Annotated in this window: 13 protein-coding genes; 9 read left to right on the top strand and 4 right to left on the bottom strand. The window is 36.0% G+C overall.

All coding sequences use genetic code 11. The features are described 5' to 3' along the window. From FC88_RS12990 to FC88_RS00185, 5 genes are all read left to right on the top strand, one after another. Positions 1 to 2495: hypothetical protein (locus FC88_RS12990; RefSeq protein ID WP_162256515.1), on the top strand; the 2495-nt coding region annotated here is incomplete at its 5' end. Positions 2496 to 2907: 412 nt separating this feature from the next. Then, positions 2908 to 4035, top strand: a complete 1128-nt coding sequence (locus FC88_RS00200; RefSeq protein ID WP_057811801.1) for a 5-methyltetrahydropteroyltriglutamate--homocysteine S-methyltransferase — start codon at positions 2908 to 2910, stop codon at positions 4033 to 4035. Between the two features lie 227 nt (positions 4036 to 4262). Next, positions 4263 to 4646, top strand: coding sequence for a YxeA family protein (locus FC88_RS00195; RefSeq protein ID WP_057811800.1), 384 nt, complete (start codon positions 4263 to 4265; stop codon positions 4644 to 4646). Positions 4647 to 4713: 67 nt separating this feature from the next. Beyond that, positions 4714 to 6087: a DHA2 family efflux MFS transporter permease subunit gene (locus FC88_RS00190; RefSeq protein WP_057811799.1), complete on the top strand. Its 1374-nt coding sequence runs from the start codon at positions 4714 to 4716 to the stop codon at positions 6085 to 6087. Between the two features lie 119 nt (positions 6088 to 6206). After that, positions 6207 to 7343 carry a GGDEF domain-containing protein gene (locus FC88_RS00185; protein WP_057811798.1) on the top strand — a complete coding sequence of 379 codons (1137 nt, stop codon included), beginning with the start codon at positions 6207 to 6209 and terminating at the stop codon, positions 7341 to 7343. A gap of 45 nt (positions 7344 to 7388) precedes the next feature. Here FC88_RS00185 and FC88_RS13235 read toward each other — a convergent pair whose 3' ends face one another. The 4 genes from FC88_RS13235 to FC88_RS00170 all read right to left on the bottom strand — a co-directional run bounded on the left by FC88_RS13235 (position 7389) and on the right by FC88_RS00170 (position 11268). After that, the gene (locus FC88_RS13235) at positions 7389 to 7523 is read right to left on the bottom strand and encodes a hypothetical protein (protein ID WP_010018183.1); all 135 of its coding nucleotides are present in this window, start codon (positions 7521 to 7523) and stop codon (positions 7389 to 7391) included. Between the two features lie 183 nt (positions 7524 to 7706). Then, positions 7707 to 9170 carry an MFS transporter gene (locus FC88_RS00180; RefSeq protein ID WP_057811797.1) on the bottom strand — a complete coding sequence of 488 codons (1464 nt, stop codon included), beginning with the start codon at positions 9168 to 9170 and terminating at the stop codon, positions 7707 to 7709. Between the two features lie 439 nt (positions 9171 to 9609). Beyond that, positions 9610 to 10539, bottom strand: coding sequence for a DUF7916 family protein (locus tag FC88_RS00175; protein WP_057811796.1), 930 nt, complete (start codon positions 10537 to 10539; stop codon positions 9610 to 9612). An 84-nt stretch (positions 10540 to 10623) separates the two neighbouring features. Beyond that, positions 10624 to 11268: an SDR family oxidoreductase gene (locus tag FC88_RS00170; RefSeq protein ID WP_057811795.1), complete on the bottom strand. Its 645-nt coding sequence runs from the start codon at positions 11266 to 11268 to the stop codon at positions 10624 to 10626. 236 nt (positions 11269 to 11504) lie between these two features. Here FC88_RS00170 and FC88_RS00165 point away from each other — a divergent pair, with 236 nt between their 5' ends. From FC88_RS00165 to FC88_RS00150, 4 genes are all read left to right on the top strand, one after another. Then, the gene (locus tag FC88_RS00165; RefSeq protein WP_057811794.1) at positions 11505 to 11927 is read left to right on the top strand and encodes a MarR family winged helix-turn-helix transcriptional regulator; all 423 of its coding nucleotides are present in this window, start codon (positions 11505 to 11507) and stop codon (positions 11925 to 11927) included. A gap of 12 nt (positions 11928 to 11939) precedes the next feature. Continuing rightward, the gene (locus FC88_RS00160) at positions 11940 to 12881 is read left to right on the top strand and encodes a nucleoside hydrolase (RefSeq protein ID WP_057811793.1); all 942 of its coding nucleotides are present in this window, start codon (positions 11940 to 11942) and stop codon (positions 12879 to 12881) included. Between the two features lie 234 nt (positions 12882 to 13115). Continuing rightward, positions 13116 to 14027: a PLP-dependent cysteine synthase family protein gene (locus FC88_RS00155; RefSeq protein ID WP_057811792.1), complete on the top strand. Its 912-nt coding sequence runs from the start codon at positions 13116 to 13118 to the stop codon at positions 14025 to 14027. Positions 14028 to 14115: 88 nt separating this feature from the next. After that, the gene (locus FC88_RS00150) at positions 14116 to 15267 is read left to right on the top strand and encodes an MFS transporter (protein WP_057811791.1); all 1152 of its coding nucleotides are present in this window, start codon (positions 14116 to 14118) and stop codon (positions 15265 to 15267) included. The last annotated feature ends 368 nt before the right edge of the window (positions 15268 to 15635 follow it).

The following is a 15635-nucleotide window of genomic DNA, read 5'->3' as shown; positions in this document are numbered from 1 at the left end:
TTTATGGGTTTTTGTGTCCACTAGTGTTCGGTTATATTTTACAATCTGCCATTTCAAATAATTATTCCGTTAGTTTTGCGGATACTAACAGTGCTATCGCCTCTGCTCCTGAGGGAATTGATATTAGTAAATACTTCTATCCCGTTACCCAGCCATCTCCTTACGGGGAACATAATCCTTTCAAGACTAATTCTGCTTCAATAAAAAATAATTACATCCTAGATTTAGCCGATGGTTATTCTACTTATGGCGCATTATGGGGTCGCGATGACATTAAAAATTATATTGATTTGCGCTACCCTCAGACTATTTCTGCCTGGTTATATTTTGGAAAAGATCAAGGTTCTGACGTCTTCAACGGACAAGGAATGGCTTTAGTTTTACAAAATGACAGTCGAAAACAAGCAGCTTTAGGTGCCGGTGGACAAGCACTAGGTGTTGATGGATATGATCGATCTACAAAGACACAAATTTATGGTACTGCTGGATTAACCGGTTATACTACGAAATTCGATGATTCCATCGCTGTAGCTAAAAGCGCTATTCAAAATAGTTTAGCAATTGAATTTGATACGCAAAAAAACGATGTGACTAATTCACAAGGAGATGCGCCAACAGCTTTTCAAACATATTCGACTGGTAGTATTTGGAGATATCCATTCATAGTCTATCAACATGCCGATTACTCACTAAATGCGTTTGATACTGTAGATACTAGTGTTACTGTGCCGAATGATTTTCCGGACAACACTTTATTAGGGGCTTATTCCGGACAATACGGTCACATTTCTTTTACTTTTCCATCCAATCCCAATTCCTATCATTTAACAAATTTAGTCACTGGAACATCTAATAGTAATACTTATAGTCCCTTTACGAAAACTTACTCATTATTTCATACTGAGAACACCACGGCTTCCTTAATTGACGGTACTAATTCACATAATCAAAACGTTGATTGGCATCATATGACCTTTACTTGGACCCCTCCAAAAGCTGGTAGCACAATCGGTAAAGCCACTTATTATTTTAATGACAAAGATAAAGATGGTACTTTGAACCCAGTAAATACCGGTAATCAATTCAACAAAAGTATTTCACATTCAATAGATGTTAATACTGATATTTTTCATTTAGCTAGTGGTCAGCATACTGTATTGTGGGGGTTTACTGGTGCCAATAGTGATAAACCCAATCCAAATGAATCTAGAATTGTAGCCAGTAAATTAGTCGACTTCGAATCCATCCCATCTCTAGTAGAAGCTCATGCCACCAGTTCAATATTTGATCAAGATCTAAACAAAACTATTACCAATGATTCAACCGATAAAACCGTCTTAGGCGGCGACAAAATATCTCTTAATTATCAATTAAATTACGATACCGGAAATGCCGATTGGAACGACATCAAAGCACATTTTAATTTACCAGAACACTTCAAATTAACTCCTGATGCTCAAAATAATATTGGAACTATTTATTACGCTAATGGCATGATTGAAGACATCCCTGCAAGTTCTTTAGCAACTGACAAAACTTATGTTTCGTACACACTGCGCTCTCCCTTAAATTCCAATAACGGTACCGCCAAAATCACTTTTAACGGAACTGTCAACAACACGACTGGTAAAAATTTAGAGGTTACTAAACAACCAGCCAAATTCATCGGTGATACTAATATCAGTTCGACTGAAACACCTGACTTTACAATCAAATATAATCCTACTTGGTCGATGTCTATGAAACCATTAACAGATAAAAATTTATTATACAAACAGGAAAATGCCACACTCGATATCAACCCACAATTAACTTACAGCGATAAACATGACTTCTATGATTCCGATAATATCAAATATACTTTTGAAGTCGGCAATCATACCTTTTCAAAAACTTTACCATCAGATTCTAATTCTGATACTTCATCCAACACAATTGATTTACGTGAACTAATTGATAACGATTCCTCAAAAATCGATTTTTGGTCACTCTTTCCCAATCAAACCAATGTTTCTGTATCAGTTTTTGCTACGGACAAAGATGGTATTAAAACCCTAACACAAACTTTTACCGTTCATGTCCTACAAAATAAGATCTTACAAATCAGAACATCAAAAAATATCGAATTTTCTGACACTACCATTTTTAACAAAAATAAAATTCTACATCGAAAAACAAATTTTATCCTCGAAATAACTAGTTTCCGTGAACCTTGGTCTTTGAGCGTTTCTGCCACCCCATTAGAAGATAGCGAAACTCCTTTCAACGGTTCATTAGTTTTTATTGATCAACAAAATTCAATGCATCCACTAACTGACGCCCCTACCTTCGTTACTGATGACAGAACCCTTCATGATCCAATAAAAGTCGATGATATTTCACAAAAATGGGACAATAATTCAGGAATTTTATTAAAACAAAACGGAAATTCCAAAGCTGGTAAATACCACGCCACCGTGACTTGGACGGCCAGTGATATTGCTGAAAACATTTAATTTGGTGTTATAACGATAAATTTTTTTCAAAACATATTTGACAAACTAAAAATCAAGGTGTAGATTAATCACCAATCAATTAATTAAAACTTATTTAATTTTATTAGACGTTGAAGAGAAGAGTAAGTTGACGAGTAGTTTGGAGAGTGACCGCTAGATAGTGAAAAGGCGGAACGAAAGTTTAACTGAAGATGAGCTTGGAGTCTTACCTAGGTGCAAGCCAAAGGTACGCAAGGATGCGATATCATCCCGGACATGTTAGTGTCGTTGAGGTATTTTGTGTAAGCAAAGTATAAATTAGGGTGGTATCACGGGAAATCGTCCCTACAATTCAGATTTAGGTCTGTTTTGTAGGGGCGATTTCGTCGTTTCAGGGGAAAATTAAATAAGCAATTTCAGGAGGAAAAACAATATGACAGTAAAAACAGCAAATAAAATCGGATTCCAACACGTAGGAAGTTTTCTTAGACCAGAAGAATTAAAGCAAGCACGTAAGGATTTCAATAACAAGAAGATCTCTCAAGCAGAACTTACAGCAGTTGAAGATAAAGCAATCAAAGACCTAGTAGATAAAGAAGTAAAAATTGGCTTGGATTACGCTACTGATGGTGAATTCCACCGTTCTTATTGGCATCTCGACTTCTTCTGGGGCTTTGAAGGTATCGACCATATTCATTACGGCGAAGGCTATCATTTTGCTCATGAAGAAACTCGTGACGACACAGCTATCCTTTCTGGAAAAATCAAATTTAACAAAGATACTCACCCATTCATCAAACGTTTCGATTATTTGAAGTCATTGACTGACAACTTGGATATCGAACCTAAACAAACTATTCCCGCCCCTTCACAACTTTATATCGAACTAATTCGTGGTACTAATGATGATAAAATCAAAGAATTTTATCCTAACATTGAAGATCTTTATTCAGACATCGAACAAGCTTATCATGACGCTATCTTGGCTTTTTACGACGAAGGTGCTCGAGTGATTCAATTAGATGATTGCTCATGGGGACTATTCTTAGACGATAGTTTCCTTTCAACTCCTGATGGACAAGCTTATGCTAACTCGGGTATTCAAGATATCTTGTTGAACCTCAATAACAAAGCTATCGAAAACTTGCCTGAAGATTTAACTATCAACACACACGTCTGTCGCGGTAACTATCATTCAGATTTTGCTTTCTCTGGCGGTTATGGTCCCGTCGCTGACACACTCTTTGCTAAAGAAAATGTCGACACTTACTTCCTCGAATATGACTCAAAACGTGCTGGTGGCTTTGAACCTCTAGCTAAAGTTTCCGGCGACAAGAAAGTTGTCCTAGGACTTTTGACTACTAAATCTGGTGAACTAGAAAACCGTCAAGACATCATCGATCGCATCAAAGAAGCTAGCCAATACTTACCACTAGATCGTCTCTGGTTATCAACTCAATGTGGCTTTGCATCAACTGAAGAGGGCAATGTTTTGACCGAAGATCAAGAATGGGCCAAATTAAAACTCGTTAAGTCAATTCAAGACGAAATCTGGGGTTAATAATCATTGATAACGCTTTCATTTACAACTATAATATAGGTAGAAAGAATAGTTACTGGAGGTGTTTGACTATGATGGAATTAATTGCCAAATTATTCAACAAGATTGTAGACTACACCCTTAATTTCGATTGGTGGTAAGCTTACAAATCTGTAAGAGTAATGTAAGTGAATCAAATGTCTAAAAAAGCAAAAAACTCTTAAGATACTTTTCAGGAGGTAATTCAAATGAGAAGTTTTTTAAGAGTTTTTTTGTTGGGTATTTTTCTATTAGTAATCGGATATTTTGGGGCTTGCGTTGGTCTCAAAGATAATACAAGTGAGATGGGACAAGCTCTCAATCAATTCAATGTTTTGACCAAAGAAGAACCACGTTATGTCAAAATCGATAATTCTAAAGCGGTCGACGAAGATGGTTATGGCAACTACGAATACACTTTGACTAGTTATGATCAAAATGGTGGGAAGCATCCTATCAAATTTACCGGAATGGGCAAGTTAAAACAAGATCATTACTTGAAATTGACTACTAAGGGAACTTATGTCATCACATATCAAGAAGCCTTTGCAAAAAATATCCCTCACAATGTCTACGAAAAGCTAAATAAATAGCATTTGACCAGCCTAATCTAAATAACTAGAATAAATAGGTTACTACTTTTAGATTAGGAGCACCAAAATGTCAAAACAAATTAAGAAATCACTATTCATCATGGTCTTTGGGACCTTCTTCGGTGTTTTGTGCTCTACTTTAATGAACACAGCTCTACCTACTTTCATGCACGTCTTTAATGTCAACTCATCTACTGTTCAGTGGCTGACAAATGGTTACACGCTGGTCAATGCAATTATGATTCCAACGAGTGCTTACTTTATTAAGAAATTTTCTTTTCGACACTTATTTATCGCTTTTAGTTCGATCTTCTTAGTTGGAACAATCCTCGGTGCGATTGCTAATACTTTTATACTCGTGATTATCGGGAGAATGATTCAGGCTATCGGTACCGGAATGATGATGCCTTTGGTCAATGTTTTAGCAATGCAATACACAACTAGAGACAAACAAGGAGCCGTTATGGGGATTATCGGCTTGGCCTTTAACTTTTCCCCTATCATCGGCCCAACCTTGTCAGGTGTGATTTTACAGTACTTCCCTTGGCAATACTTGTTTATCTTGATCTTGCCATTCATCATTGCCGTCGTTTTACTATCGATCTTCCAATTGCCACAAGTTGAAACGAGTGAAAATCCTAAATTCGACGTGCCAAGTTTGATTACAATCAGTTTAGGATTACTCTTCCTATTAACTGGTTTCTCAAACATTGGTCAATCTCAATTTCTATCTTTCAACGTTTTAGGATTCACAGTTATCGGATTGATTTTAATCGGTATTTTCTCAATTATGGAAAATAAAGCTGACAGTCCCATTATTAATTTTGAAATTTTTAAACATTCACAATTCTCAGTCGCTACAACTATCAATATGTTGATTGTTTTGACTATGTACGGCAACACGATTTTACTACCATTAATGATTCAGAATATCTTACACAAGAGTCCATTAATTTCTGGCTTAGCTTTGTTACCAGGAGCTATTTTAACTGGTTTCATGTCGCCAGTCAGTGGCCGCCTATTTGATAAATATCCCATTAGACGTATCGTTGTCACTGGTGTCTTGATTGACTGCTTTGGTACCTTTATGCAAGCTGTGATCGATGTTAACGCCTCAGTTTTAATGTTGACCCTAGGGCAGATGATTCGCCAATTGGGATTAGTTTTGATCTTGATTCCTATTCAAACTCAAGCTCTAAGTGCTTTACCCAAAAAATATCTCTCTGATGGTGTGGCAACCTTCAACACGCTTAGACAGATTGCTGCATCCTTTGGAACAGCCATTATTATTGCCGTTATCACGATGACTGACAAAATCATCACTGGTAGCACAGTTAATCAATCTGTCGGTATTCAAGCCGGATTTCTAGCTTGTTTAGGATTCTTAATTGTAGCTTTAGTTTTGACCTTTAAATTACACCGTCCAGAAACTGTCGATTAAAAATATCCTATAAAGAGGATTTAAATTCTCTTTATAGGATATTTTGTTTATTTCAACTATTAATTTTCTTAGGAAATACAATTATACTTGTTATATACATATAAAGGAGGGATAAATATTTGTTAACCAGCTCATTTTTAGATGCATCCATATTATTACCGAGTTTGTTTTATATTCTAGGAGCCTTTTTAGTCTTCCAAGTATTATTCTCTGGTATTAAAGTTCTTCTCAATAAGATGGCTATTCATTACGATCCCTACTCCTTAAGAGCTGCCTTAGGAGTTATTTATATCATGTCGCTTTTGTTTTATATGGAAATTGCGGCTACCCACGTACAACAATCCTGGATCTATATTAACTTTGAATTGATTTCAATTATTTTCTATACCGTAATTCTCAGTGCCAACAAACGCTACTATTACTATTTCTTCCCTCTAATATTGTTAGCATTCATGGTTTTAAATTCAGCTTTAACGAGTTGGGAATCTTGGTGCTTATCATTTGATCTGATCGTCTTTTATCAGGCTCTGAATCACATCAAGAATCATACAAAAAATAAGTTTCCGTTCTTTAAATACTTACTAGTCAGTATCATCTTTGGATTCCTCTATTGGTTCTTTGCCAAAATCAAATTCAATATCAGTAATCCTGTTTTCATCCATCAATTAGTTTCATTATTCGTTATGGAACTATTCACGATTGGATATATTGCTGTTTTGTTCTCTGATTTAGAATCTCGGGCCGCACTGTTTAGGGATGCTACTCACGATCGACTCACTCACGCCTTTAATTACGACGCTTTTGACATCGATCTACGGGCCATTTTTAAAGATGATAATCAACCTAGTACCAAATTTACTATGATGATGTTCGATATTGACCATTTCAAGCATATCAACGATACTTATGGCGACTTAGCTGGTGACGAGGTTTTAAAAGAAGTCGTTCATATTGTTCAAAACGTACTCAAACAAAGTAATCCCAAAATCAAGTTGTACCGAACTGGTGGCGAGGAATTCAACGTTATCTTTCCTAACTACAAAGTCGAGCAAACAACTGACATCGTCAATAGGATTTTTTCAGCCATCAATTCCACTCCCATTCATCTCAAAGAAAAGGATATTCATATTACTGCTTCATTCGGCGTTTCAGAAATCAGTCCTCACGACGTTTCAATAACCGACTTCTATTCTCGAGTTGACAAAGCTTTATACCATTCCAAGCGAAATGGTCGCAATACAATTACAACTGTTTAAAAAAAGAGCTAACGGATTTTTCCGTCAGCTCTTATTTATTACTAATTATTTTGATTCTTTTGTGTCGCGGCTCTTCAAGAAGTCAAGAACAGCTTGTGTGTTAGCGCGTTTTTCTGCACCATTTTTTTGGTTTACAGGACGGCGGTGGCCAGTCATACCTTTATGTGTATTTTGTGACATCTAAAAAAACCTCCTTCCCGTTATTACATTTAACTTATTTTATTAACCCTATTATTATAAGAGAATCAGTTGTATATTTCAACCTCAAATTTACATTCATGGCATAAAAAAAACTAATCAATTACCATCTTGATCAGTTTTTTTTGTATCAATTGTTTTTTACTGAAAAACTTCGCGACTAGTCTATTCAGTTACAGTATTTTCACCCTTTTCAGGAGAAGCTTCTGTTTGTTTGGAACTTACTGTTTCTTTAACCTTATTGTGCACACGGAATGCCAATAAGAATCCAAAAACAGCTAATACTAATGTAAACACAAATCCGTAGTGAGCGCCATTAGTAAATGCTAATTTTGCAGAATATCCACCATTAGCAAAGTACGTACTTTGACCGGTACTCAAAAGAATTGTGGCGATACCTGTAGCAACCGCACCAATAACTTGTTGGAAAGTATTGATAATAGCCGAACCATCAGCTGATTGATAGGCATCTAGTGAATTTAAACCATAAGTTTGTGATGGTGACATAGCTAGTGGAACACCAATCATCAAGACAATGTGGGCTGCAATGATATATCCAATAGAACTGTTTTGATTACTGAATAAGAACATTGCAGAACCAATAATTGAAATCAAGAAACCAAGACGTGACATCATCTTAGCACCGATTTTATCGTAAGCACGACCGGCACCAAATGAAACGACCGCGTTGATGACTCCACCTGGCAACATAATGATACCTGTTAAAGCAACGGCGACACCTAAACCATTTTGAAGGTACATTGGCAATAGGTACATTGCTGAAAGTGTGATACCAAAGTTGATCATTACTAGTACAGAACCAGTAACAAATTCAGGTTTCTTTAGAACTGTAAAGTCCAAAGTTGGAACATTTGCATGCAGTTGTTGTCTGATATAAACGACTAAGAAAATCAAGCCAATTACTAGAGCAATCAAAGCGACTGCCATGTTTGAACTTAAGAAGCTGATACCAAAGACGATCAAACCAAAACTAATTGTTGAAAGAATAATAGCAAGCCAATCAACTTTTGTTTTAGTAACTTCAAAGACGTTAGTAAGATTCTTTTCCATGATGGCCCAACCGATCAATAAGAACACGATAAATGACCAGAAAATGAATCTCCAAGACAAAGCGCCTAAAATAATACCAGAAATTGTAGGTCCGATGGCTGGTGCAAACATAATAACCAATGCTGCCATACCAAGGGCTCCACCCAATTTATTAGGTGGGAATATTCTCATAGCAATTGAGAACATTAATGGCAAAATGATACCAGTAGCGATACCTTGAATCATTCTACCAACTAAAAGCATTGGGAAACTAACGGCAACAGCTGAAATAACTGAACCGATAATGAAATCCCAAAGTCCAAATCTAACTAATCCCCTAGTTGAGAAGTGTTTAGTCAATAAACTTGAAAGTGGCAAGACGATCGCAATTACTAGCATGTAACCAGTAACTAACCATTGTGCAGTACCTGTTTCAATATTAAAAGCTTTCATGATTGATGGAAGAGCAATATTTAGTGAAGTTTCACTGAACATCCCCACAAATCCACCAATTAGAACACCCATCAATGCGAGTAACGGATGAAGAGGTTTTGTATTAATTTTTTGAGTTTTACTCATATTTACCTCCGTTTGGTTACAACAGTAGGTTAATATACCAGAAAAAAATTGATTTGGTAAGTTTTTTCTGAAATTTTTTTAGGTTTTTCAACTTAGCTAAGTAAAATATTTTCGATAAATATTTTACTTACTCACTATCTATAGTTTCATTTCCTATTTTATTATTACTCAAATTTGAATAAAAAAGCACTCCATAATAACGTTATACTACTTGACTCATTAGTTCTCAGATATCTACCAAAAATTCTAAATCAATTCCAATCATTTTATTTTGGATAATTTTTTTATTTATCAACACTGTTAAATTTCATTTTCTAACATCTTCAATACATTAACCGTTTTCATTTTAACCTAATGATATATGTTATGTACTGAAAAAATGTAACTCACATTAATCAAATCTATATAATCATGCTATACATACAATATAACGTTACGTCTACCTATTTATTGATCTCGACATTCTCACAATTGCATGTCGTTCACCACGGATTGCCTTACTTAGTGCAAAGATATTTTCCATTGGTGACTGAATTCCCCAAGCCGCATCGCCAACATGCTGAATATCGACACCGCAAATTTTATTCTTGATGGCAATATTCTCAATAAAATTATGGCCTGAACCTTCTTGACTAGTCCCAATCGTACTCATCACTAAAGCTCCTGATCTATGAACCAGTTGAACTATTTTCTTCAATTCAACTTCGTCAAAACCAGGAACTGTTCCAACTGCGGGGACCAAAATTACATCGGCACCTGCTTCGAGAAATTGCTCGACGGCTTTCTCACTAACTACTGCTTCATCAACACCAGCGCCATGCATCTTCCCGGCAATTACTAAACCAGAGAATACTTTTTTAGCTGTAACAATATTCTTAGCAATTTGTTCATTCGTGACACCCGTACCAGGATTTCCGGTCAACACAACAAAATTAAAACCTAACTTCTCAGCTTCTTGTAGGGTCTTTTCGCTAGCCATTCTTCCCTCTGGAATTGTCAAACGATCTTCTAACATTTTGGCGTCAGGATCAACTGGTTCTAAATTGACTCCGATTGGTCGACCAACTAATTTTTGTAGTCTTTTTACCGTTTTGCCATCGTTATGAACTTTAGCTGTAGCCAAAGTACCTTCGCCGTCGTAAAGTCCCAAAACTAAGGGATTAAAGACATCAAAAACGTTTAATAGAATCATGTCCGCTCCAAACGCTGCTGCCATTTCTGAAGTCGTAATGCCATCCAAAGGTTCATGGACGACAACATTTTCACTCAAAACAACCCGTCCTTCACTTGCCTTGATACTTTGTTTTAATTCTTTTCCATTCATCCTTAACATTTCACTAGAATTGGCACTAATTAATCTCTTAACCATTTATTTTCTCCTCTTGTAATCGATTTCAAACTAAACCTTAGCATAAAAAAAGAAGCCCCGCGATAACACGACACTTCTAATTTATTAATACCAAGCAGGTTTGTCACCATCAGTGTTAGGTTTATTAACGCCAATTGATTCACGGCTATATTTGTCAGGATCTTGAGTTATATCAACGACTATTTGAGCAATTGATCTTCTTGAAACTTCAGTACCCTTAAATGGTTCACCTTTTTGAGTAACTTCATAATCAACTTCTGGTTTATCAGTTAACCAAGCTGGACGAATGATCGTGTAATCCAAATCTGAGTCTTCGATAACTTTAGCGGCAGCAGCATAGTTAGTAATATAATCGCCTAAAACTTTCTTATTCCATTCACCGAATTTGCCGGGTACTTCATCATAAATACCTAATGTTGAAATCCAAACTAAACGTGTTTTATTTTCTGCATGCATAGCTTCAACAACGGCACGTGCTTGAGTCTCAATATTATCACCAGCTAAATTAGCATATACTAAGTCGACATCTTTCATAGCTTCTGCCAAATTATTTGCATCAGTAGCATCGCCTTCAACAGCTTCAGCCAAAGTATGAGAATCCGCGAAATCTCTTAGACGTTCAGCGTGTCTGAGATATAATTTTAAATCTGTATCTGTTGTATCAACAAAAATATGTTCTGCTAGACGGGCAATCTTTCCGTTAGCACCTAAAATTAAAACTTTAGCCATTTATTTTTCCCCCTGTGTTAGTTTCTATAATCCAATATAAGAGAGTTTTTCAATTAATACAAAGAATGTTTCTCGTAATTCTTCGAAAATATAAAAGAAGGAATATTTTAAAAAAATATATCAAAATAAATTGATGATAAGTAAATTTTTGTGAATTAATCTACAAGCTGTCTCTCAGAATCCAAAACATGATGTTATAATTATTCTGTAACACAATGCTCTAAGGAGGGTATTTTATGACGGGTGACGTGGCTCATTTGCTTAAGGTTGCATCGAATGAAATTTCAAGAGAGATCAATTCTTTTGCCCACAAATACGGTTTAACGGGAACTCAAGTCCAAATAATTCACTATTTGGCCAACAATCATCAAGACCACATTTATCAAAAGAATATCGAACAAGAATTCAACATTCGACGCTCGACAGCGACTAATATTTTGAAAACTATGGAAAAAAACGACTTAATATTGCGCCGGACTGTTCAAAATGACTCACGCCTAAAACGAATTGTCTTATCTGACAAATCAAAAGCTATGCAAGACACAATTGAGAATTTTATGGATAAAAATGATCAAATGATTCTTTCAACTTTAGGTGCATTGGAAAGACACAGTTTCGTCCACGCCTTGAAAAAAATTCCCCAAAAATTAAAAAAGTGAGGTAAGGATTTAATGACAAAAGTAATTATGGATTGTGATCCTGGTATTGATGATGCGATTGCTCTAACAGTTTTACTTGCACATCCCGAAAAAGCTGATTTGATTGGTGTAACTACTGTTGGTGGTAACGTTCAACTAGACTACGTTACTCAAAATGCCCAAAAATTATTGACCTTCTTAGGTTCTCACGCTGAACTAGCAGCTGGTCAAGCAACTCCACTAGTTAAAGAGATTCAAACAGCTAGCCATGTTCACGGTAAGACTGGTATGGATGGATATGATTTCCCAGAAAACAGTCTTGACTATCCTATCAAGAGTCATAACGCCGTTACATACATGTATGACAAAATCATCAATAGTGATGAAAAAATCGCCCTTGTTGCCACAGCTCCATTGACAAACGTAGCATTGCTTTTGAAGACTTTCCCAGATGTTAAAGAAAACATTGAACACATTTATATCATGGGTGGCTCAACTCTTCAAGGTAACATCACACTAGCCGCTGAGTTCAATGCTTACGTTGATCCTGAAGCTATGGACATCGTCTTCAATTCTGGTTTACCAATTACCCTATCTGGCTTGAACCTAACTGAAAACAAAGCTTATGTAACAATGGATGAAATTTCTAAGATCAAAGACCTTGGACATGTCGGCGTTATGGCCAGTTCAATTCTTGATATTTATGCCGGTCACGAAAGCTCAATCGGTATGACTAAAATTCCAATCCACGATGCTTGTGCCGTTATTAGTTTGATTGCCCCAGAATTATTTACAAAGAGTACTAACTACTCAATGGACGTTTCATTAACTAACGACCAATATCGTGGTATGACTTACCCAGACCGTCGTGTTGACTCAGAAAAGAAGAACAGTATCAAAGTTCTTGAAGATGTTGACCGTGAAGCCTTTGTTAAGTTTATCTTTGATTCAATCGCTAGTTATGACAAAAAATAATTTGACAATTAAAATTTTTTAATCTATTCTCTAATCATAATTTTAACGGAGGACTAAACATGATTAACGTAAATCAATTCAACTTGAATAGTTGTTGTTGTGGATTGCATCTTTTGCGACCCACTGATTTGCGTGTCTACTTTTAGATCCTAAAGTAAAACTAAAAATCAGAGTGCAAAGGGTGCGGATTTAATCGTCTGCACCCTTTTTGTATACTCTTTTGGAGATGGAAAAATGTTAGTGAATACTATTTATCAAACGATTGGCAACACACCCTTACTAAAATTAGATATAACGGCACCTAATGATGTCAATATCTACGCCAAATTAGAAATGTTCAATCCTGGTGGCTCAGTCAAAGATCGCCTAGGCGTTAATTTAATTGAAGATGGTCTTAAAAAAGACAAAATCACTAAAAATACTACAATTATTGAGCCAACTGCTGGTAATACTGGTATTGGCGTCGCTCTAGCAGCTCAAAAATATCATCTTCCAGTTAAATTAGTTGTCCCTGAAAAATTCAGTCAGGAAAAACAAATCCTAATGAAAGCCTTAGGTGCACAAATCATTCATACACCTAGCTCACAAGGAATTACTGGTGCCATCAAAAAAGCTCAAGAATTAGCTTCAGAAATAGAAAATTCCTACGTACCTCTACAATTCAAAAATCCTGCTAATCCCGAAGCTTATTACAGAACACTTGGTCCTGAAATTATTGCTGACTTAAAAGGTATCGGCGTGACTGCCCTAGTTGCTGGCTCCGGTAGTGGTGGTACTTTTGTTGGCGTTACACAAGCGTTACGGGAGAAATATCCTAACATGCAAGCTATTACTGTTGAACCAGAAGGCTCAATTTTAAATGGCGGTGTCGAACATGATCATCGAATTGAAGGTATTGGCGTAGAATTTGTTCCACCATTTTTTGATTCCATAACTATTGACACCGTTGAAACTATCAGTGACGACATCGCATTCTACTACGTTAAATGGTTAGCTAAAAATCAAGGTGTCTTTGCCGGTAGTTCTAGTGGTGCAGCATTAGCAGCTGCTTTACGAGTTGCAGAAAGCTTACCTGACAACTCCAATATCGTGACAATTTTTCCAGATTCTAGTGAGAGATATTTGAGTAAAGGTATCTATGATTAATTTCTGAAAATCAAAACTAATTTTACAAAAAGTGATTCATGGTTGTATAGTTTATAGGTTATATATTTATTGAAAGTGATGGATTCTTATGAAAACAAAACTCTACACTCCGAATGTCACTCTAGTTTTAATCGCCAGTTTCTTCTATATGATGTCCTCGATGCTCATTACGCCAATTATTGCGGAATTCACTCAAAATATTGGTGCTACTAGTGCTATTGCTGGATTGATTGCCGGTATTATGAACATTACTTCACTGTTATTACGACCAATTGCTGGTAATCTAACTGATCGAATTTCCAAATACAAATTAACTATGATTGGTGCTTCTTTTTTACTACTAGCTAATCTTGGCTATGGTTTAACTACTAATTTAGTTATCATCACTGCTTTAAGAATCATCAACGGACTAGGTTATACACTTTGTTCCGTTTGTATGTCGACTTGGATTGCTGATTTACTGCCGCCTAATCGTGTCGGCGCTGGTATGGGAATCTACGGTTTAGCCAACGCTTTAGGAATGGCTTGCGGACCTGCTATTAGTATCTCCCTATACAAACACATCAGTCACCAATCATCATTTTGGTTAGCTGCTTTTTGTAGTTTATTACTGATAATAATTATTCAATTCGTCAGCAATCGTGGTTTACCAACTAAATCTACTAAACCTACAACTAAACGTCATTTACAGATTGTTCAGCCTAAAGTAGTGCCAATTGCAATAATCTTGTTGCTATTTTCATTGCCATATTTTGCCACTCAAACTTACTTAGTTAGTTACATTGCCCAAAGACATTTCTCTGTTTCAGCAGGAATATTCTTCCCAATTTACGCAATTATTTTGTTAGTTTTACGATTATCAATGCGTGATCTCTTTGACAGAGTTCCTTTCAAAACCTTTATCAAAATCAGTTTAATTGGAAACTTAGTTGGACTGTTTGGTTTAACCCATTTAACTAATTGGTTCTTCCTTATCATTAGTACCCTAGGTTTGGCAGTCGGATACGGATTAATGTTCTCAATTTGCCAAGCTAAAGCTTTGATGGTCGTTTCACCTCATGAACATGGAATTGCTAACAGTACCTTTTACATCGGTGTCGACTTAGGAATGTCCTTGGGTCCAATTACTGGTGGCTTGATCAGTGATTTTTTGCCAATTTCGTGGTTCTACCCAATGATGATGATAACTTTACCTTTAATCATTTTAGTTTATTGGTCCAACAAAAAATTATTAGCCTAAAAAACTCTAGTAATCATTTTCTGGTTCTTTCTTAAGTTAGGTTACTGCTGAATGTCGTTGTAAGTGAAGCTTTGTGGATGCTGGAACGTACTGGGCGCAACTTGAAATTAATTTCAGTACTGAGCATCCACAAAGCTGTCACTACCGACTAGATAACGTCATTTATTGCTTATTTCAAATAATTCAAAAATAGCATCTATTCAGATATAGTCGATTAACGGCTGTTATTATCTGAATAGATGCTTATTTGTTTGATTCTATAAAAATAGAAAATTCTATCTAGTCCGGAATAGCAAAGGCTCCAAGTCGTGTCCACTACGTTCTGCGATAATCCTTATATAGTTGACATTTCAAAATAGTATAAAAAT

Origin of the sequence: Companilactobacillus futsaii JCM 17355 (assembly GCF_001435505.1) — a bacterium.
Taxonomy (GTDB): Bacteria; Bacillota; Bacilli; order Lactobacillales; family Lactobacillaceae; genus Companilactobacillus; species Companilactobacillus futsaii.
Note: the sequence above shows the minus strand (reverse complement) of the source record. Positions and strands in the feature narration are given on the sequence as shown.